The sequence below is a fragment of the Shewanella sp. KX20019 genome (assembly GCF_016757755.1).
Taxonomy (GTDB): domain Bacteria; phylum Pseudomonadota; class Gammaproteobacteria; order Enterobacterales; family Shewanellaceae; genus Shewanella.
This window is the reverse complement of the sequence record NZ_CP068437.1, coordinates 2890906-2911937: the sequence shown is the minus strand read 5'-3', so window position 1 is coordinate 2911937 and position 21032 is coordinate 2890906. Positions and strand designations below refer to the sequence as shown.

General features: G+C 43.9%; 19 protein-coding genes and 2 tRNA genes. 12 read left to right on the top strand and 9 right to left on the bottom strand.

Annotated features, from left to right (window positions below; translation table 11 throughout):
- Positions 1-84: 84 nt before the first annotated feature.
- On the top strand, positions 85-1758 hold the full coding sequence (fadD, locus tag JK628_RS12755) for a long-chain-fatty-acid--CoA ligase FadD (protein WP_202284974.1): 1674 nt from the start codon (positions 85-87) through the stop codon (positions 1756-1758).
- Positions 1759-1870: 112 nt separating this feature from the next.
- Entirely contained in the window at positions 1871-2980 is a 1110-nt protein-coding gene (gene rnd / locus JK628_RS12750) for a ribonuclease D (RefSeq protein WP_202284972.1), read from the top strand.
- Between the two features lie 158 nt (positions 2981-3138).
- On the opposite strand, the gene minE is transcribed toward rnd, so the two are convergent.
- From minE to minC, 3 genes are read right to left on the bottom strand one after another with little or no spacing between them, the layout of a single operon-like run.
- Positions 3139-3399 carry a cell division topological specificity factor MinE gene (gene minE / locus JK628_RS12745; protein WP_202284970.1) on the bottom strand — a complete coding sequence of 87 codons (261 nt, stop codon included), beginning with the start codon at positions 3397-3399 and terminating at the stop codon, positions 3139-3141.
- Positions 3400-3401: 2 nt separating this feature from the next.
- Positions 3402-4211: a septum site-determining protein MinD gene (gene minD, locus JK628_RS12740; protein WP_202284968.1), complete on the bottom strand. Its 810-nt coding sequence runs from the start codon at positions 4209-4211 to the stop codon at positions 3402-3404.
- A 25-nt stretch (positions 4212-4236) separates the two neighbouring features.
- Positions 4237-4902 (bottom strand): septum site-determining protein MinC, encoded by a 666-nt coding sequence (gene minC, locus JK628_RS12735; RefSeq protein ID WP_202284966.1) that lies wholly within the window; start codon positions 4900-4902, stop codon positions 4237-4239.
- A gap of 120 nt (positions 4903-5022) precedes the next feature.
- Here minC and JK628_RS12730 point away from each other — a divergent pair, with 120 nt between their 5' ends.
- The 3 genes from JK628_RS12730 (at position 5023) to JK628_RS12720 (ending at position 6977) form a co-directional block, all read left to right on the top strand.
- Positions 5023-5304 (top strand): YcgL domain-containing protein, encoded by a 282-nt coding sequence (locus JK628_RS12730; RefSeq protein ID WP_202284964.1) that lies wholly within the window; start codon positions 5023-5025, stop codon positions 5302-5304.
- Positions 5305-5360: 56 nt separating this feature from the next.
- Positions 5361-6362, top strand: a complete 1002-nt coding sequence (locus JK628_RS12725; protein ID WP_202284962.1) for a lytic murein transglycosylase — start codon at positions 5361-5363, stop codon at positions 6360-6362.
- 174 nt (positions 6363-6536) lie between these two features.
- The gene (locus JK628_RS12720) at positions 6537-6977 is read left to right on the top strand and encodes a YcgN family cysteine cluster protein (RefSeq protein ID WP_202284960.1); all 441 of its coding nucleotides are present in this window, start codon (positions 6537-6539) and stop codon (positions 6975-6977) included.
- A gap of 86 nt (positions 6978-7063) precedes the next feature.
- Here JK628_RS12720 and JK628_RS12715 read toward each other — a convergent pair whose 3' ends face one another.
- Together JK628_RS12715 and gloB are read right to left on the bottom strand one after the other, a co-directional pair.
- A complete protein-coding gene (locus JK628_RS12715; protein ID WP_202284958.1) occupies positions 7064-8626 on the bottom strand; it encodes a lytic transglycosylase in 1563 nt (520 codons plus the stop codon).
- A 90-nt stretch (positions 8627-8716) separates the two neighbouring features.
- Positions 8717-9493, bottom strand: a complete 777-nt coding sequence (gene gloB / locus JK628_RS12710; RefSeq protein WP_202284956.1) for a hydroxyacylglutathione hydrolase — start codon at positions 9491-9493, stop codon at positions 8717-8719.
- Between the two features lie 107 nt (positions 9494-9600).
- Between gloB and JK628_RS12705 the strand changes: the two genes are divergently transcribed.
- Complete coding sequence (locus tag JK628_RS12705; RefSeq protein ID WP_202284954.1) at positions 9601-10335, top strand: class I SAM-dependent methyltransferase; 735 nt, start codon at positions 9601-9603, stop codon at positions 10333-10335.
- Positions 10336-10351: 16 nt separating this feature from the next.
- Complete coding sequence (locus JK628_RS12700; RefSeq protein WP_202284952.1) at positions 10352-11248, top strand: LysR substrate-binding domain-containing protein; 897 nt, start codon at positions 10352-10354, stop codon at positions 11246-11248.
- A gap of 12 nt (positions 11249-11260) precedes the next feature.
- Here JK628_RS12700 and rnhA read toward each other — a convergent pair whose 3' ends face one another.
- Complete coding sequence (rnhA, locus tag JK628_RS12695; RefSeq protein WP_202284950.1) at positions 11261-11740, bottom strand: ribonuclease HI; 480 nt, start codon at positions 11738-11740, stop codon at positions 11261-11263.
- A gap of 72 nt (positions 11741-11812) precedes the next feature.
- Between rnhA and dnaQ the strand changes: the two genes are divergently transcribed.
- From dnaQ to JK628_RS12670, 5 genes are all read left to right on the top strand, one after another.
- On the top strand, positions 11813-12541 hold the full coding sequence (gene dnaQ / locus JK628_RS12690; protein ID WP_202284948.1) for a DNA polymerase III subunit epsilon: 729 nt from the start codon (positions 11813-11815) through the stop codon (positions 12539-12541).
- A gap of 10 nt (positions 12542-12551) precedes the next feature.
- Positions 12552-13871, top strand: a complete 1320-nt coding sequence (locus tag JK628_RS12685; protein ID WP_202284946.1) for a TIGR03503 family protein — start codon at positions 12552-12554, stop codon at positions 13869-13871.
- Between the two features lie 124 nt (positions 13872-13995).
- Positions 13996-14072 (top strand) — tRNA-Asp (locus tag JK628_RS12680).
- Between the two features lie 85 nt (positions 14073-14157).
- Positions 14158-14234 (top strand) — tRNA-Asp (locus JK628_RS12675).
- A 222-nt stretch (positions 14235-14456) separates the two neighbouring features.
- Positions 14457-16001: a glutamate synthase-related protein gene (locus JK628_RS12670; protein WP_202284944.1), complete on the top strand. Its 1545-nt coding sequence runs from the start codon at positions 14457-14459 to the stop codon at positions 15999-16001.
- A 127-nt stretch (positions 16002-16128) separates the two neighbouring features.
- Here the strand turns inward: JK628_RS12670 and JK628_RS12665 are convergent, their stop codons facing one another.
- The 3 genes from JK628_RS12665 to JK628_RS12655 form a co-directional block, all read right to left on the bottom strand.
- The gene (locus JK628_RS12665; RefSeq protein ID WP_202284942.1) at positions 16129-18189 is read right to left on the bottom strand and encodes an alkyl/aryl-sulfatase; all 2061 of its coding nucleotides are present in this window, start codon (positions 18187-18189) and stop codon (positions 16129-16131) included.
- A gap of 318 nt (positions 18190-18507) precedes the next feature.
- Positions 18508-19410 (bottom strand): LysR family transcriptional regulator, encoded by a 903-nt coding sequence (locus JK628_RS12660; protein WP_202284940.1) that lies wholly within the window; start codon positions 19408-19410, stop codon positions 18508-18510.
- A 186-nt stretch (positions 19411-19596) separates the two neighbouring features.
- On the bottom strand, positions 19597-20607 hold the full coding sequence (locus JK628_RS12655; RefSeq protein ID WP_237524011.1) for a DHH family phosphoesterase: 1011 nt from the start codon (positions 20605-20607) through the stop codon (positions 19597-19599).
- Positions 20608-21032: the final 425 nt, after the last annotated feature.

The window sequence follows — 21032 nt, the reverse complement described above, 5'->3', positions numbered from 1 at the left end:
TTAACAGTGTTTAGCTTGTTTATTGGCAAGCTGCAAACGACCGTTGAGGTATTGTTTCCCAGGTGGAAATATTAGGAGATTTTTGTGGACCAACTTTGGATTAATAATCTACCAGATGATGTGCCTTCTGAAATAGACGTGGAGCAGTATGCTTCTCTAGTGGATCTATTTGAAACATCGGTTTCAAAATATGCAGATCAGCCCGCCTTTGTAAATATGGGCGCAACCTTGACGTACCGTAAATTGGAAGAGCGTAGTCGAGCATTTGCGGCTTATCTGCAAAATGAGTTAAAGCTAAGTAAGGGCGACCGTGTTGCCATTATGATGCCTAACCTCCTGCAATATCCTATTGCGCTGTTTGGTGTTTTGCGTGCAGGCATGGTTGTGGTGAACGTCAATCCACTCTACACCCCTCGGGAGTTGAAACATCAGCTAACAGATTCTGGTGCTAAAGCGATTGTAGTTGTATCAAATTTTGCCCACACGCTAGATAAAGTGGTTGCAGAAACACCTGTTGAAAGTGTCATCTTAACCGGGTTAGGTGACTTACTCAGCGCGCCTAAACGTACTGTGGTTAATTTTGTGGTTAAGTACATTAAAAAGATGGTGCCTAAATACCATTTACCACAAGCAATTTCGATGCGCAAAGCGTTATCGAAAGGTCGCCGTTTACAATATGTAAAACCAGTTGTGAAAAAAGACGATTTGGCGTTTTTGCAGTACACCGGCGGTACTACTGGTGTTTCTAAAGGTGCAATGTTGAGCCACGGCAACGTGGTGAGCAATTTATTGCAAGCGGATGCCTCCTATGGCTCATTGCTGATCAATGGTAAAGAGTTCGTTGTTACAGCACTGCCGCTTTATCATATTTTTGCTTTAACGGTTAACTGTCTACTGTTCCTGCATAAAGGCGCCAATAACCTGCTGATCACTAACCCAAGAGATCTCCCCGCCTTTATTAGCGAGCTAGAAAAGCATCCTTTTACTGCATTAACTGGTGTCAATACACTGTTTAATGCATTGGTTAACTCTGAAGAGTTTACCAAGCTCGACTTCTCAGATTTAAAACTGTCTATTGGTGGCGGCATGGCAGTTCAGCGTGCGGTTGCAGATAAGTGGCAAGGGCTCACCAAGACTCGTTTGCTGGAAGGTTATGGTTTAACAGAAGCTTCACCACTGGTGACATGCTGCCCATACAACTTAGAGGGCTACAATGGTTCTATTGGCTTCCCTGTCGCTAACACCGACATTCAGATCAGAGATGATGATGGTAAAGTGCTAGCCCAAGGTGAAACCGGTGAGCTCTATGCCAAAGGTCCACAGGTGATGGTGGGTTATTGGCAACGTCCAGAAGAAACTGCGAATGTCATTGATGCACAAGGCTACTTAGCCACTGGTGATATTGGTTATATGGACGAGAAGGGCTTTTTCTTTATTGTCGATCGTAAAAAAGACATGATTTTGGTTTCAGGCTTTAATGTCTTCCCTAATGAAGTTGAAGAGGTTGTCGCGTTGCATCCTAAAGTCATTGAAGTGGCAGCGGTTGGCGTACCGCACGAGGTTTCCGGTGAGCTGGTGAAAGTATTTGTGGTTACAAACGACAAATCTTTAACCAATGAGGACATCATCAAGCACTGTCGTGAACATTTGACGGGATATAAAATTCCTAAGCTGGTAGAATTTAGAGATGAATTACCCAAAACGAATGTAGGCAAGATCCTACGTCGTGAATTGAGAGATGAAGCTAAGAACGATTAGCACTCTTGAGGATTAGTGGTAATTGCCACTTTTTATAGACAGAAGCCGGCGTATGCCGGCTTTTGCATTACTAGGCCGAGTTCAGGTTATTTCAGGATTTTTGGAGAAGACTTTGTTAGCGTTTCAATATATTGACGATGATGCCAGTTTAGCGGCGCTCGTAGCGCAATACCGCGAAACCAAGTTACTTGTGATAGACACAGAGTTTGTCAGAACTCGCACTTATTACGCTCGCCTAGGACTTATTCAAGCTTATGATGGTAAAACGTTAGCATTAATTGACCCGATTGCCGTCAGTAATCTCAGTCTATTCTGGAGCTTACTGACCGATGACAACATTATCAAGCTACTGCATTCTTGTAGTGAAGATCTCGAGGTCTTCGCCAATAACGGTGACTGCCAACCTAATCGATTATTTGACAGCCAAATTGCCGCGGGTCTTTGTGGCATGGGCTATGGTATGGGCTATGCCAAATTGGTAGAGCAAACCCTTGATATAAAACTCGATAAAGGCGAGTCTCGCACCGATTGGCTGAAACGACCTTTAACCGAAGCACAATTGAATTATGCGGCTAATGACGTTTATTATTTGTATGAACTCTATCCTCAGTTAGTCGAAAAGTTAGAGTCACAAGGGCGATTAGATTGGGTCTATGAAGACGGCGAGCGGATGACGTTAGGGCGACTCGATGCTCCAGCTCCTGAAGTGGCTTATCTTAAAGTTAAAAATGCATTTCAGTTGCTGCCACGACAGTTAGCGGTACTGAAAGCGTTGGCCCATTGGCGTTTAAAGCGTGCGATAGCTAAGGATCTCGCCCTGGGTTTTGTGGTGAAAGATCATGCATTGATTGCTTTGGCGAAAAAAATGCCAAAGACGACTAATGATCTGTATAAGATGACCGAAGTGACAGAACAGGAAAAACGCATTCATGGTAAAGAGATCATCAAGATTATTGCCAGCGTTGATTTTGAAGATCTTCCTAAACCATTAGATGTATTAGCACTTAAAACCGGTTATAAAACTGCATTTAAGAGCATTAAACAATGCATTGCGGAGCAAGCTGAAGCGCAGGATGTTCCTATTGAGTTGCTTGGGTCAAAGAAGTTAATCCATGAATATTTGCAATGGGTATGGGACGGTAAGAAAGGTGACTTGCCTCTAGTGTTAAGTGGTTGGCGCAAAACCGTAGTCAGCGAAGCACTCAACGCGCTTGCTTTGTAAAATGTAGCCTTAGGGCTAATCGTTCTATCGCTTTAGCTTTAAAAGTTAGTCGCAAAAAAGCCCGTATATCACGGGCTTTTTTATGTCTAAAAATAACGTTTAGATCACTTGCAATCACTCGTAAATGCACTCGGTGATGCTCGTCGTACTAATGTGTATTATCCCTGCTCTGGCAAGGTGACATTGAGTTCGAGTACAGATAAGTTGTCGTCATTTTGATCAAGTTGTACTGATACTTGATCGGCACCGACTTTTACATATTTGCGAATAACATCGATGATCTCCTGCTTCATTTGCGGAAAATAATCTGGTGCATCTCGCTCACCGCGCTGATGAGCAACAATGATCTGCAAACGTTCTTTGGCGGTTACAGCAGTACTCGTGTTCTTCTTCGTTTTAAAATAATCAAGTAATGACATTATTAGCTACCAAAAATTCGTTTTAAGAAACCTTTCTTCTCTTCCATAATAAATCGGAAAGGCAGTTCTTCACCAAGCAATCGCTCAACAGCATCGCTATAAGCCATACCCGCATCACTCTCTGTATCAATAATAACAGGTACACCAGAGTTTGACGCTTTTAATACAGCTTGTGATTCTGGAATGACACCTAATAGCGGAATAGCGAGGATCTCCTCAACATCTTCAACGCTTAGCATTTGGCCAGTCGTTACACGAGCAGGGCAGTAGCGAGTCAGTAAAAGGTACTCTTTTACAGGCTCTAGTCCCTCTTCTGCACGCTTAGATTTACTCTGTAACATACCCAAAATACGGTCAGAATCTCGAACTGAGCTCACTTCTGGGTTAGTTGTTACAATGGCCACATCGGCGAAGTAAAGCGCCATCATCGCGCCAGTTTCAATACCGGCCGGAGAATCACAAATAATATACTCGAAATCCTTTGCCAAGTTATTTAGTACAGTGCCAACGCCTTCTTTCGTTAACGCATCTTTATCGCGTGTCTGAGATGCAGGCAATACAAATAGCTTAGGGCAACGCTTATCTTTAATCAGCGCTTGGTTTAAATTTGCCTCACCGTTTATGACATTAACAAAGTCATAAACAACACGTCGTTCACAACCCATAATCAAATCTAGATTACGCAGGCCGATATCAAAATCGATCACTACGGTCTTATGACCTTTTAATGCAAGACCGGTTGCAATTGCCGCGCTGGTGGTTGTTTTTCCCACACCGCCTTTTCCTGATGTGACAACAATAATTTGCGCCATTTATTATTCCTTATTATTTGCGCTCTTACAGAGGCAATGATTCAACCGTAAGCGATTCGCCCTCTAGGCGAATACAACCGCTCGGAGCGGCTCCGTTTTGCTGAAGGTTTTCTGTTAACCAGTATTGACCTGCAATAGATACCAGTTCAGCTTCAATTTTTTGTGCCATTATCACGGCATTTTTATCACCAGCCGCGCCAGCCATTGCTTTGCCACGCAAAGTACCATAGATATGGATACTGCCATCTGCAATGACTTCAGCACCATTGCCCACAGCACCGATTACAATCAAGTCACCGTTTTTTGCATAGATCTGCTGACCTGAGCGGATGTTTTGTTTGACGATTTTGGTGGTCTTTGGCATTTGAGGTTGGTTTGAAGCGGCTTTGCCTGATTTAATGATGGCTAAACCGATGGATTTTGCCATTGCATTTATTTCAGGTAATGCACTAGTGATCCCAACAATAATAAGTTGGCGGCTAGTCAAAATCTCTTTCAAGCCTAATAGATCAAAATTGCTCGCTTTAATGGTACTTAAATTAACCACTAAAGGCGCACCAAGAAAAAACTGAGGTGCTATAGCAAGTTTACTGTCTAACTCCGCCGTTATAACTGCCATATCCTGACTATTAATATGCAGAACAGAGAGAGTAAAAGAGGAGCCTTTTAATTCGAGGCTAGGTGTTTGCATTCCTGTATCACTCTCTAGAAAAAGTCAGCGTAATGCTGATATCCATTATATTCCTAACAGTCCATGTTATAGTGTGCGGCATAAGCTGGCAAGTTGAATAGTCTGGAAATTGAGTCGTATATGATCTGTGCTGTGTATAAAAGTTTAAGAAAAGCGGATAGCTATCTATTTGTTGAAAAACGTGACCATTTTGACCGCGTTCCTGACGTGTTGATGAAGATGTTTGGCGAGCCTAAATTGGTGATGATGCTACCGTTTGATAAGCGTGACCATTTAGGTTTTGCCGATATCAAAAAGGTACAAGCGGAATTAGAAGCGAAAGGATTTTATTTACAGTTACCGCCGCCTGTGGTTAATTTATTAGAACAACATAAGAAAGACATTGGTTTTAACCCTGATTAACAGCATTTTGTCAGGGGAAAGGGAAAGGGAAAGGGAAAAGAGAAAAGGGAATATATATGTTACTGAGTAAACAGGCTTTTACATTAACGTTTGGGTTGCTGTTCTCTTTTACCGCGATAGCAAGCGATGCGGATACAACTGCTAAAGGTAGCTTTAGCGATTATGTTGCTGAGCTAAAACTAGAGGCTCTTGAACAAGGGGTTAACGGGCAGATCATTGATGATGTGTTTCCTAAGATTAAAATGTTCAAGAAAGCAGTCGCTTCTGATAAAGCACAGCCGGAAGTAAAGCTAACGTTAGAGAGTTATCTTCCCCGAGTCGTTCCTGACTGGAAAGTCGAAAAAGCCCGTAATCTCTTTAAAACTCACCAAGTAGAGTTAGAGCGCATTGGTAAGTTATACGGCGTGCAACCGCGTTTTATTGTGGCTTTGTGGGGAGTTGAGTCAAATTTCGGCAAGTTAACGGGTAATTATCCGGTGTTATCGGTAACGGCTTCATTAGCTTATGAGGGCCGTCGAGAAGATTTTTTCAAAAAGGAATTTTTTGCAGCGCTTAAAATAGCGGAGCAGGAGCAATTTTCCTTTGAAGAGATGAAAGGTTCATGGGCAGGGGCCATGGGGCAAACCCAGTTTATGCCTACCTCCTTTTTAGCTTATGCACGAGACGGCGACGGAGATGGTAAAAAGGATATTTGGAGTAATACCAGCGACGCGTTTGCATCTGCTGCGTATTATTTACAGCAAGCCGGTTGGAAAGCGTCTGAAACTTGGGGGCGACAAGTTAAGGTTCCTGCTACATTTGATATAGCCCTTGCTGATTTAACCATTAAGAAAACATTCTCACAATGGCAAGCGCTTGGGGTTAGACGATTTAATGGCAGCGACCTCCCCAATCGTGATGACATGATGATTTCGATGGTTATGCCTGATGGTGCAAAAGGGCGAAAGTACTTGGTATACGATAACTATCGAGGATTGCTGCGTTGGAATAAGTCGAACTACTTCGCCATTTCAGTGGCTTACCTTTCTGAAAGAATTAAGTACCCACCAATTAGGTAACTGCAACACCATTGATAGCGGCTTTTTAGCCGCTATTTTTATATTCGTTGTTGTATGTTAAGCGTCATTATTATCCGTGAGATTAGTAAACTTGAGGCTATATGTAGTGCCACAGAACATCGGGCTGGTGTACAATAGCGTCTCTTTGAGCAAAATAGAGTTAACGATCTTAGCATGGCATTTTGGAATGAAAAAACACTAGCAGAGATGGACACCACTGAGTGGGAGTCATTGTGTGATGGCTGTGGTAAATGTTGCCTCAATAAGTTGATAGACGATGACACTGAGGAACTCTACTATACCAACGCTGGCTGTAAGTTATTAGATGCCAAACAAGGTCATTGCCAGAATTACGAACAACGTTTTAGTTTTGTTCCATCATGTACTAAAGTGACTATCGATAATTTAGCAATGCTAACTTGGTTACCAGCTAGTTGTACTTATCGCCGCCTAAATGAAGGGCGTGGCTTGCCGACTTGGCATCCGTTAACAACGGGCTCAAAAGAGGCAATGATCGAAGCGGGAATGTCGGTTGCGGGTAAAGTGACTTGTGAAACTAAAATTCGCTATATGGAAGATCACATCGTTATTTGGCCAATGAAAGATGTAGAGTAAGTCGCTTGAATTAATCAAACAAACACATAAAAACGCCGATAAGTGAACCTTATCGGCGTTTTTGTTTTGCGCAATACTCGAGAGTATTATGCTCGAACTTTAGTCATATCAACATATAACTTTAGTGTCTGGCCAGGCTGAATATACTTACTTTTTTCAAGTGAGTTCCAACGTACAAGATCGCTTACCTTAACGTTAAACTTACTGGCAATTCTTGCTAATGAATCTCCACTACGAACCTTATAGTTAATAGTACGCATAACTTCGGTCAGGCTTTGCTTGCTAGCAGTGCTATCTCCGGTCCAAATAACCAGTTTCTGGCCTATTTGAAGCGGATCTTTGGGTGCCATGCTATTCCAGCTAGCGAGTTGTGATGTTTTAACTTTATGCTGTTTGGCTATTTTCCAAAGTGAATCTCCTGATCGCACCTTGTATGTTAGTTTCTGCTGGCCACGTGTTTGATTTTGCTTACGGTTCTTACGTTGATCAGCCGACAGCAAATATTCATCGAGGTTTTTGGCTGCAACAGGAATTAATAAAAACTTACCTGCGACAATCGTGTTGCCATTAATATCATTAACGGATTTCAACGCCGAAACTGTGGTGCGATAGCGTTTGGCGATAACGCCTAAGCTGTCACCGGATTTTATTTTATAACGTTCCCAATTTAATCTATCGCTCGTTTGAGTATCGTTTAGGGCGACTTTAAACGCTTCAGCCTTTTCAACGGGTAACACTAAGTTGTGCGGACCTGCAGGTGCTGTTGCCCAGCGGTTAAATCCAGGGTTAAGCTTATGTAATTCAGATGTCGTCATATCTGCGAGTTCAGCCGCAAGCGCGAGATCTATTTGGCTACCGATTTCAACGATTTCAATCTTTGGCTGGTTACTGATTGGCGTTAACACAATGCCATATTTGTCGGCATTTTTAATCACATCAGCTAGGGCCAATAACTGCGGCACATAACGCTCAGTTTCACGTGGTAAATTCAAATGCCAGAAGTCAGTCGGTATACCCTTTTTCTTGTTGCGCTTGGCTGCGTTGATGACTCGGCCTTCACCGGTATTATAGGCAGCAATCGCATATAACCAGTTGTTACCTGTCTTATCATAGAGATATTCGAGCATATCAAGTGCGGCAATGGTCGCTGCTGGTACATCACGGCGACCGTCATACCACCAGTTCATCTGCAAGCCAAAGTGGCGTGCCATCGGTGAGGTGAACTGCCATAGGCCAGAGGCTGCACCGTGAGAGTATGCAAATGGATCAAATGCACTTTCGACGATAGGCAAAAGAGCCAATTCGATAGGTAAGTTACGTCTTTCTAACTCTTCTACAATCAAGAACATGAACGGTGTAGCACGTTCAGAAACACGCTTTAAGTGTTGTGGATGCTTGATATACCAATCTCGGTACTGTCTCACTAATTTTTCATCGGGAATGTCCATCTGCATATCGAGACGGATCCGTTGCCAAATATCAGTGACTTCGACCACTTCAATAACTTCCGGTTGAGCGGATTCTACGGCGACTTTTTCTGCTGCAATCGGTGCCGCAGGAGTTCCTTCTGAAGTCGGTTGGTTGCTTAAGGTTTGGCAACCAGTCAGCAGGGCAATCCCCCCCGCGACAAATAAAATGGGTACGCGCATGTAAAATGTGTGTCCTTTATTTAGGCCTAAAAAAGCCAGATGTTATCTGGCTTAGTGGCGCTGGATTAGCGGGCTATTGTAGAGTATTTTTTAGAAATTGTCTTTCCATTGGCGCAGAAGTGCAAAGCTATGCACACTATCATTTATAGGTTGTTGGAATTGCTCGGCTAAAGATGTGTGGATTGCTGTGGTATGACTGCGTAAAAAGGGGTTTATTGCTTTTTCAAGGGCAATGGTCGACGGTAGCGTTGGGGTGTTTGCGGCACGCAACTGCTGGGCGTGTTCAGTGTATGTCGCAAGTTGTTTGTTGTCGGGGTCGACAGCATTAGCAAAGGCGAGATTGGCAAGGGTGTACTCATGAGTGCAGCACACTCGGGTGCTATCGGCTAAGTGACTTAGCTGCATTAGCGAGGCCAACATTTGCTTCGGCGTGCCTTCGAACAAACGGCCGCAACCTGCACTGAATAGGGTATCACCACAAAATAGAACATCTTCTATCAGATAAGCAATGTGGCCTAGTGTGTGCCCTGGAACCTCGATGACTTCAGCTGTGAGCCCAATGTTTTGCAGTGTTAGTTTATTATTGGCACTAACAGGCATATTGACACCGGCAATATTTTCCATCGTCGGGCCATAAATCGGGGTATTATTACCATAATGACTCAGTAGCTTAGCGATGCCATCAGTATGGTCATGATGGTGATGTGTTATCAGGATACCCAGTAACGGTATCTGCGCTTTATCAAGAAAATTGATAACGACATTAGCATCACCAGGATCAACAACATAGGCGCCAGGAGTATTTGCAACTTGCAAAGCCCAAATGTAATTATCATCAAAGGCGGGTAATGGAGTGACTGTTAACATAGTAAATCCTAATAATTTGGGCGCTAAAACAAGTTTACTTATCAAAGCTATTGCTTGTATAGCGCTTTCGTCATTAAAGTATAGCTTCAGCCGATCAGGAGATTGCTTTGACTCATACAGGTATTCCGCTAAAACCTTATCATTGGTCAGAATTACCAAACGGTCCCGTTATACGTGAAAGTATAGAAGAAGCACTGTTTTCATGGTGGCCGCGAGTGTTTGGTTATTACATGCTCAGCCTTGGGCCGCTAAGTGCCAAAATAGATAAAACAGGGCTTGGGATCAGTTGCCAATACTCCCTTTTTGATGAAGCGGAAGCCGATATTGTGGCTGACTATAGCCAGCTGCCTATTCAGAATGCTTGTGTCGATGCCGTGGTGATGAATTTTCTGCTTGAATTTGAAGCTGATCCATACCGGTTGTTGCGCGAAGTCGACCGAGTGTTAATTTCGGGTGGCTATCTGGTTATCGCTGGATTTAACCCATTAAGCCCGATGTTTTTGGGAAAAATGCTGCCTAAGCATCAGCAAGAGATCCCGTGGAACGGCCGCTTCTTTATGCCATCTCGTGTTAAAGACTGGCTTGGACTACTCGGTTATCAAGTCGTAGCTGATGAGCGACTGTTGCATCATCACCTGCTAAAAGAGGTTAAAAGCGACAGTATTTGGTCTCATGCCTTGGAATCATGGTTACCGAGTACTGGTAGTCTCTATGTGTTGGTCGCAAGAAAACTAGAAACACCGCTTACACCCGTTAGATCAAAGCGAAAGGTTAAGCAACCTAACTGGTCGACAGCCCCAAGTGCAGGCCGAACGGGTCATACTTCTCAATCTTCAAAATAAATGGTTAAGACTATTCATGCGTATTACCTTGAAACAACTCGCTATCTTTGAAGCTGTTGCCCGTAGCGGGCAAGTGGCGAAAGCTGCGGAGATGGTGAACTTATCTTCTCCCGCTGCGTCAATGGCATTATCAGAGCTAGAGAAACAACTCGATACTCGATTATTTGAGCGGATCGGTAATCGACTGCGGTTAAACTCGCAGGGCAGTATGTTACTGCCGTTAGCAACCGATGCACTGCAAAAGATAGATCAGATAGAGCATGCGTTTTCACCAGCTGGCACTGAGTTAGGTGGGGATCTAAATGTGAGTGCCAGTTCAACCATAGGTAACTATTTATTAGCAAAAAGTGCAGTGGCTTTTTGCCAGCAGCATACTAACACGTTAGTTAATGTCGACATTGATAATAGCCAAGCGGTCATCAACGCGGTGCTTGAATTTAGAAGTGAAATGGGGTTTATTGAAGGACAATGTCTCGATAGCCGTATTGCTGTTGAAGCTTGGCACAAAGACTGCCTACTCATTTTCTGCCATCCAGCTCATCCATTAGCGGGGAGAACCGTTCGCCCACATGAACTCATCGGTCAGCCCTGGGTCATGCGAGAAGAGGGCTCTGGCACCCGCGATTACTTTGTCAATGCAGCCAATACGCTCGATATGCAGCCACAAGAGAAGTTTAGGTTCTCAACCCCTGATGCGATTAAGCAGGCGGTAAAACAGGGGGCTGGGTTAGGCGTGCTCTCAGAGTTAACGCTTGAAAAAGAGATCAGTCGTAAAGAGCTTGCCGTTATCAATGTTGAGGGGCTGGTGCTTGAGCGTAAGTTTTACCGCATACACCATAAGAGCCGTAACTTTACTGCTATCGGTGCGGCATTTATCGCCTTTTGCCAAGACTTTTTGAACACCGACAGCTAATCTCTGCAAGGCTTAAACTTGCTGCGCGAGATAGCCACCGTCTTCTTGGGTTGGCTTTTTCTCTGCAGCTTGACGCGCTAAGTCATCACAGCGTTCGTTTTCGACATGGCCAGCATGGCCTTTAACCCAACGCCAGTCGATTTGGTGCAGTTGCGAAACCTTATCGAGACGTTGCCATAAATCGACATTTTTAACTGGTTGTTTGGTTGACGTTACCCAACCGTTGCGCTTCCAACCATGGATCCACTGCGTGATCCCTTGGCGCATGTATTGGCTATCACTGGTTAGAGTTACTTGGCAGGGGACTTTTAGCGCCTCTAATGCCACAATAGGTGCGAGCATCTCCATGCGGTTGTTGGTCGTAAGCGCAAAACCATCGGCGAGTTCGTTAGTTTGCTTTTTGTACTTCATTACAATGCCGTAGCCCCCAGGCCCAGGATTTCCTAAGCAAGAACCGTCGGTAAAGATAGAGATCTGTTTCAGTCCAGTCATCAAGTTGATACCATAGCTAAAGTGCTGGGCGAGTATACCCAAAAAATTTAACTGAGAAATGCATTAATTCACATGAATATTATTTCAAGCGCTAAACGTCAGATTATTCTCGATACTGAAACCACAGGTATGAACCAAGCCAGTGGTCCGATTTATCTTGGCCACCGAATTATTGAAATTGGCTGTGTTGAAGTGGTCAACCGTAAGTTAACGGGGCGTCATTACCATGAGTATATCAACCCGCTGCAGCCTATCGATCCAGAGGCAATTGAAGTTCACGGCATTACTAACGAATTTGTCGCAGATAAACCTAAATTTCATCAAATTGCCAAGAGCTTTATTGAGTTCATCGATGGCGCTGAAATTGTGGCGCATAACGCAAGCTTCGACGTCAGCTTTATGGATCATGAATTTTCGATGTTGCAGCCTATTGGCCCAAAGACGGCGAGTATTTGTCAAATTCTCGATTCACTGGCAATCGCAAAGCATCTTCATCCTGGTCAGAAAAATAACCTCGACATACTTTGTAAACGTTATGGCATAGATAACTCACGCCGAGATCTCCATGGCGCACTGCTGGATGCTGAGATCCTAGCTGACGTTTACCTCATCATGACGGGTGGGCAAACGAAGTTTAACCTATCGAGTGAAGAGGCGGGACAAGAGGGCGGTGGTATAAATAAACTATCTAAAGATCGTGCAAAACTTAAAGTGATCAGCGCAACGGCCGATGAACTAATTAGACATGAAGAGCGACTCGATTTAGTTGCTAAATCTGGACAGTGTATCTGGCGGGGATAGACCTTACTCTATGATTAAACGTGTAACTTCTTGTGTGGCAATTGCATCCTTGTGGCTGATGATAAGTCAGTTTTCCGTTGCCGAGGTCATCCACTCCTCTCAGGCATCAGAATTAAAAAATCGATTTAGAATTGATCATATGGTTGAGAGTGTGACGCTACTCATTCAACGTGAATACGGTAGCGCGCCAGTCATCATAGTGAAACCCGACGGCAGCAAGTGGTATGTCAGCCGCCATCCTGAAAACGTGAAATGGGTGGATGGCTTAACTGGCGATATGATCACTATCGACAATCCCATGCCAGGCCCCTGGCAATTGATTGGCAAAGTGGTTGAAGGCTCTATCATTGATAAAGTCTCGGCGCTATCCATTGATGTGGACCCTATTCCGCAGCCATTGTATCAAGGTGAGCGTTTAAAACTCACTGCTCGCTTGATGGGTGACGAGCAAAAGATACGCCTGCCAGGGTTAGATTTCTTAATGAACTGGACAGCAAAATTTATCAGTGACAATAACCCAGGCGATGAAAACTTTGCTGCTGGAAGCGTTATCGTGGGTACCTACCGGGATAACGGTGAGGCATTAGATGAGCGGCCTGATGATGGTGTCTTCACTAGTAAACTTAACTTAACCCAGGCTTGGGGAGGTTACACACTGCAAGTCACGGCAAAAAATGCTGTGCTTGAACGTCAGTATTCTGAACCCTTTAGATTGTCGACTCGACCGATAAATGTGGACATTGTTGCGCCACAAGATCTCGAATCGGGTGAATGGGATCTGCGTATTGTCGTTGATGAAAATGAGCTGCATTTGGCGCAGACTCATGTTGAAGCCGAACTTGTTGGGCCTGCCGGCATGCGTTTACAAGTTACCGTTTCCGATATTAATAGCACTGAAACCCTCTATAGCTTAAGCAAAGTGAATGACTTTGGTAGTTATCGAATAAAGCTCACCGCGGTGAGTACCACCAAAGCAGGGCGAGAGATCTACCTGACATTACCTGAACTGTTTTTTAATTTTATTAAACCTCCAGAGCCACCGCCGTCAGCGGAAGAGCTGGCAGCTAAAGCAGATGTTCAAGCTAAAAAAGCTGAAGGTACCGCCAAGGAAAATGCGCTATTGTTGTTAATATCCGTTAATGCGCTATTGATTATTTTGGGCATATTAGTGTTGTTGTTTGTTCGCAAGCGCAGTAATTTGAAAAAAGCACTCGCGGCGGCTCAAGCAAGAATGGACAAAGAAACGCGGCAACAGAATATAACCTTAGAGCTAGATGAAATTGACTTGTCTATGCCTGAAGATTTTGATGGACCTAAATCGGGGAGTTAACCACAGCTCAGCAGGAGGCTTGTTTTAACCCTGATTGCTCATTTTTTGGCTGGTTAACAATGATTGATGCAAAAATTGATTGACTGAGTTTGACAGGCTACGTATTATTCACCGCACTTGATGTGGAGCGGTAGTTCAGTTGGTTAGAATACCGGCCTGTCACGCCGGGGGTCGCGGGTTCGAGTCCCGTCCGCTCCGCCAATCAAGTGCTAAATTTTAGACTATTTGTTAGTGACATAATGAATAGAATAAACATTAACTTGTGGTTAATGTTTATAAGAGTTTAGGAGTGGTAGTTCAGTTGGTTAGAATACCGGCCTGTCACGCCGGGGGTCGCGGGTTCGAGTCCCGTCCACTCCGCCAGCATTAAGACGAAAGCCTCATCGAAAGATGAGGCTTTTTTCGTTTAAGCTCCTTACAAAACTCACTAGACTGCAGCAACAATATTCTCTGTTTTGTCATTTTTGAATCGGTATTAGCTTACAGTATTGATATGGCCTCTATACTTTTAGCATTACCAAAGAGGTTGATCTTATTCTAATCTTATGAATAAACCATGAAAGTGGAAGCCTATAAGGATGGAACATGAGCAAACCTATTGTTGCAGACAACAAACCTATCAAAATCGAATTGAGCAAAGATCAGCAGTATTACTTTTGTAGCTGCGGTCGATCCAAAAGCCAACCTTTTTGCGATGGTTCTCATGCTGGAACTGAGTTCAAGCCCAAGAGTTTTACAGTGCAAGAGGGTGGCGATGCTTACCTTTGCCGCTGTAAACATAGCGCAAACCTGCCCTTTTGTGATGGTTCTCACAAGCAGTTCTCTAATGAACAAGTGGGAAATGAAGGACCAGGACTTGATAGCCAAGTTACAGGTCTCGCCCCGATCGCCAGCGCAACCAAAGAGGAACCAACGGTGGAGTTTATTCACCAGCTAGCACGTGATGGACTTGCTAAAGTGGGACATCACGGTCCCATGACGTCTATGGGAGTACCAAGGTATCAACTTCCTCATTGGGACGAGCTGCAAGTTATGGTCGCGCAGATGGCAAAACAACCATTATTAGAAGACGTATCGGTAGCGACTGAGTTGGTTATTGGGCCACAAGCTAAGAAGCCACTTAGATTAGCGATCCCCTTATTTGTTTCAGATATGAGCTTTGGCGCATTATCCGCAGAGGCCAAGATAGCATTGGCGACTGGGGCTGAATTGGCGGGAACTGGCATATGTTCTGGTGAAGGAGGGATGCTCCCCGAAGAGCAAGCCGCTAATTCACGATACTTCTATGAACTGGCCAGTGCGGGTTTTGGCTATGATGAGTCTAAATTGAAAAGGGTGCAAGCGTTCCACTTTAAAGGGGGGCAAGGTGCCAAAACCGGGACTGGCGGGCATCTACCCGGCAGTAAGAATATTGGTAGAATTGCTCAAGTGCGCGGCATTGAGGCGGGAACGGCAGCAATATCTCCAGCGACCTTTAAAGATCTTCATACAGTTGAGGACTTTAAGATGTTTGCGGAACGGGTGCGTGAGGTCACCGGGGGCATTCCAATAGGATTTAAGCTCAGTGCTAACCATATTGAAGATGACATTCAATTTGCGCTAGATGCCAGTGCTGATTACATCATCCTCGATGGTCGGGGAGGAGGTACTGGAGCTGCGCCAGAGATGTTTAGAGATCATATCAGTGTGCCAACTATTCCTGCGTTAGCAAGAGCCAGAGCATACCTTGATAAACAGGGGGTCAGCGGCAAAGTCACCTTAATCATCACGGGTGGGCTTCGCGTCCCGATGGATTTTGTTAAGGCGATGGCGTTGGGGGCTGATGGGATCGCGATATCAAATAGTGCAATGCAATCGATTGGCTGCGTCGCTGCGAGAATGTGCCACACCAATAATTGTCCAGCAGGCATCGCGACTCAAAAAGCGGATCTAAGACAAAGGCTGAACGTGGCTAAAGCCTCAAAGCAGTTGCATAATTTCTTTGCAGCTTCAGTGGAGTTGATGCAGGTGATGTCGCGAGCGTGCGGCCATGATGAATTGAAGCAATTTAGTAAGCACGACCTTGCAACTTGGCACAAGGAGATGGCAGAGCTATCGGGTGTTAAATATTCTGGAATGGTTAAATTTTAGCATACAAGATACTTGGCTCTTTGGTTTACTCTGCATGTGACGCGACATTGTAGTTAGCTAATGATAAAAGGCCCTTTGCTAAATGTTAGCAAAGGGCAGTATGTGTTTTTTAGAAGGTTAGCTTAGTTTATTGGTATAACTGGGCATCAACTTCGCTACCTGCTAATGGGCGAGGTAAAATTTCGAATGAAGTATCAAACTCGATTGAAGCTGCTGCAAGTTTACTCAGTACTGATGTATCACCTTCGATATTGGCCTGTCCACTTTTCAACAACGTCTCTAATGTTGTTTGTCCAAGTAAGATTTGAGTGATATCAGACTTGTTAATGACTAATGTTGCATCGGCTTTACGTTCGCTCTCCACTATGATGTTATTCAGGTTACCGTTAGACATCTCAACAAAGTAGATCTCCTTGAGATCGGTTACCTTCACATTCATAGTGAATGGGTTTTCTGCAGCCTGCTTAGCAACCACCTTAACCGCCATAAAATCGAGTAAGTTAGTCACGCTCATCTCTGACATTACGTCCGCAGACCCCGATTTTGGCGTGCCAGGCATTGAGCCTACGCGTAGCTCTTGCGCTGAGGTCAGGAAGGTGTTTCTCCAGCCTGCACCTTCTGCTTGATAGCCCTGTTGCTCTAAAGAGTCAGCCAGTAATTTACGCGCAGCCTTATGTGTCGGCTCAGCAATCACCACCTTGTTCAAAGCGGTAGACACAAAACGATACTCACCATTTTTGAAATCGACTTTGGCCTTTTCAACAACTGCATCGGCGCCGCCCATGTATGCGGTAAACTTAACTGCCTCAGCGTGGACTGGAAGCGGGTTTAAGTTAGCTGCATTCATGTCAAAGAAGCCTAAGTACATGTTATAGACGGCACGAGCATTGTGAGAATATGTGCCGTGATAGCCATTAGTATGCCAGCTAGTGCGGATCTGCTCTGGTAACTCATCATAAATAAAGCTGCCGATATCCTGCATCGTCATACCATTGTTCGCTAGGCGTAATGTCTGATTATGCACAAAACCATAGTTGTCACGTTGCAGTGCCATAAACTGATTTATCTCTTGGTTACCCCATATTGGTGCTGAGTGTGACCCAAATAGGTATTCAACCGTTCCGCCCCAAGCCGAGATCATCTCATTGATATCTTTTGACCATTTTAATGAGTCACGTACTTTTGCGCCGCGAAGGGTATAGATGTTATGCATACCTTGATACATCATCTCACCCGCCCAAACAGCGTTCATGCTTGGGATATAAGTCACCATTCCTGCCGGTGCCTCAGTGCCTGCGGTATCCATGAACACCATTTCAAGCCCGTCTACTAGGTATGTTTCAAATTTTTCGCTGCTGTTAAAGGTATAATCTGGAGCAACTAAAGTGACCTCACCATGGGAGAACCCGTTAGCTAGCGCGGCATCGACAACACCCGTTGCCGAGGCTAGCCCTAAAGTCGAACCATATTGGATGCCAACGCGGCGGCTCATTGCATTACCAGCAAGCACGTTCTCATCAACAGTCTCTTTAATGAACCCCTCTGGTCCGTATATCTTCACATCAGGGAACGCTTCGGTAATAGCACGAGAGCCACCGAAGTGATCTGCATGGGAATGAGAGTAGATCATGGCAACAACGTCGAGCTCTTTCTCTGGTGCATTTTCTAAAAAGAAGGCGAGTGATGCCGCAGAGGCTTCTTTAGTCATCAATACATCGTAAACAATCCACCCCGATTTTCCGCGAATGAAGCTCATCGATGAAAGGTCGGTACCACGCACTTGGTAAATCCCCTCCCTGACTTCATACAATCCCGCAGCAGAAAAGTTCAGCTGAGCTTGGCGCCATAGAGAGGGATTGACAGAGTCAGGTGATTTGTCAGCAATAACCTGTCCTTCATGTAGGTGTGAGTATCTATCTTGCAATGTTGCTTTTGACGCTTTGTTGAGTGGTACCAGCAAACCGCGGTCATTGTTTTCGAATGCACGTTGGTCTTCGAAGTTAAGTCCTGCTGCAAAATTGTTATTGGAAGTCACAGTATGGGGAGATGCGGGCTTACCTGATACCGATAGATCGCCAGAGATGACAACATGGTCATGTCCAGCATGGTCATCATGATTGTGATGAGCGGCGATCGTATTAAAAGAGATGGCTGATAAAACGGATAGCGCAATGATAGATCTGTTCATGATAATACCCAATGTCTAGTTAGCTAATTAAAATAGGCTTTACAGAGTGAGTTATGAACCGTTCATTGCAGTCAGAAGTGTTAAAGCTGTGCTGTTGCAACAGTGCAGTTATTTCGGCTCAGTAAGCATCTACTTAACGTGTTGCAGCCAATATATCTAGTTTTAGTCATGCAATGTAGCTATGAGACTGTATGACTAATATAACCAGTACTGATGAGTTGGAAGCTCTACTTTGGATAGTGTTAAGTAAATTGCAATGACAGCCGAGAGTGCTTAGAGGGTTAATTTCAAGAAGATGAATGTAGCGATTGTGAACGTTTAACTTTCTGCGGGAAGAAGTTCATTGAGTTTCTTTCTGAGCCATTGGTGTGGTAAAGATTGCTCATTTCTCTTATGCCAAATCATTTGATGACGCATAGGAGACGACTCAAACGGAAAGGGGATAAGTTTAAGGCCAAAATTCTTTGCCTGCTCCTCGGCAATATTTTTAGTCAGTAAGCCTAAGCAATTATTTTTTGATAACAGTGCCATCATTGAGAAGATTGAGTCGACTTCACAAGCCTCCTTTCTAGGTTTTAAATTTTCTGATGTTAGTAAATCAGCCACTGACAATCGAGAACGTTTGAATCGGAGAATGACATGCTCTGCAGCATAATAGTCTTCAACGGTAATTCGCTCTTTAAATTCTGGGTGAGCTTCACGGCACGCGAGTACCATCTCCTCTTGATAGAAAACATTAGATGCAAACGCGGTGTTATCGGTGGTGCTGATATCAATGGCGAGATCGGCTTTCTGAAAATTTAGCAGGTTAAAAATTTCATCGTCTGTAGCGGGTGACGGAATAAACTTAATAGAACAGTTTCCCATCGAAGTATCACTCTCAACTCGAGATTGAAATAGATGCATAGCTGGCTCGTCGGCAATCACTACAAATTGATGCGCCGATTGAGCATTGAAACTGTCTACATTTTTTAACGCGTTATTGATAAGAGTGAGTCCAACTTCGATATCATTGGCAAGTTTGACCGCTGTAGCTGTCGGCGTTATGCCTCTTCCTTCACGAATAAAGAGTTCTGTGCCGATTTGTTCTCTAAGCCTTTTTATAGCACCACTGACGCCAGGTTGAGTCATATTGAGTGACTCAGCGGCTAAGGTGAAGGATTGGAAGCGATACACTTCTAGAAACACGTTGAGCAGGTTCAAATCGATATTGGGTAGCATAGGTATCGGCTTCTTAAGTGCATTAATGGGATGGAGCAAAGTATAGATTACCAAATACCCGCATACATTGTTGTATTTAAGGGCCCGCAACACTTTTTCTGCTGCAGGAATATGAACGTTCTCATAGAGTTGCGGATGAAGTTAAAGAGTAAGTGACTTAGCGTCACTTTATTTAGCGACAGTCTATCATTGGTTCGCGCCTAGTGTTGCAGACCTTAAGGCTAAAATCGAATCCATGATCGGAGATAGGTGAAGCTCTCTATCATCGATGAATTTATCAAAAAAATCTCTAAAAACAACGCCTCCTGCCATGTGCGGATGACCACCACCAAAGCCTAGGTTTTTGATGTTTAATTGTTCCCTCATTATTTTAGCTACATCGACATGTTCACACTCTGACCGTAACGATAACTGTATACCTTGATTGTTTGTTTGTGCCACGACGACGACATCAAGCTCATTGACCGTAAGTAAGAAATCCCCGAGAATTCCCAACATATTTTTAGGGCAGTCTATAGAGACGGTAGCCAAACCAACCCCTTGATTCTTTTCAATTGACTGACAGACATGTTCAAATAATTTGAGTTCAGAATATGTAATTTCATTTCGGCAAATTTTGTTAACCAATGCTAGATCTGCATATTGATTAAATACAATAAACGCTTTTAGGTCAGCAGAACAAACACCACGGGTTAAATGTGCAGTATCAATCTTTAGCCCAACGAGTAGAGCCGTCGCGACTTTTTTAGGGATCTCAATATTTAAAGCCTGAAAATATTCAAATATAATTGATGCCGTTGCTCCATAATTAGCCCTAACATCACAAAACCATAAATTTTTTGGCGGCGTGACAACATGGTGGTCAATCACAGCAATTTCTTCACCTGGCATATCGGTGACATTTCTTTCTCCAATACAACCATCAATCGTTATAATTTTATCCATTGTGGTTAATTGGGCTTTGCTGCAATGCGTTACTGCTATATCTAGCCAATCAATCATATTAGATAAAGAGATACGGTCAATCTCGCCATTATAAACAATGAGTGAATCTATCCCCAACTCCTTTAGTAGGACTGACATTGCATAGGCCGATGCTATCGCATCATGATCTGGAAAATCATGGGCTTGAATAACGACGCGCTGCAGCTGAGATAACTTTTGTATAAAATTAATTAGTGCCGATGTTTTCATCATATTATTTACTTTATTATTAATAAGTGTTCAGAGTAAACTTTTTAAGCCTCAGCAACATGAAGCTTTAGGTTGAAATATTTTGGTGAGGGGTCAAGTGGAAGGTTACAGCGCTTTGAGTCGGTGCTAATGATAAGCCCCTGTTTAATCACTCTTTGGCGAAGATTTCATCCTTGACTCCTGCTGTGTTCTGACAGCTAGCATTCCGTTTGTTTACCGACAATAACCTACTTTGATGCAGGATTCTATTACTTAGAACCTTTTGCCAAAGCATTAATCAACCATCCACAATATGGATTGTTATATCTATAGGGCCTGTGTGGCCTTTAAAAGACGGGATTCTAGATTGACACTGGTCAGTAATGGCAGAATAAACTTTATTCTGCTTTGAAGTTAACTCATTGCTGTCGACTGTGTTAGCTAGCAAT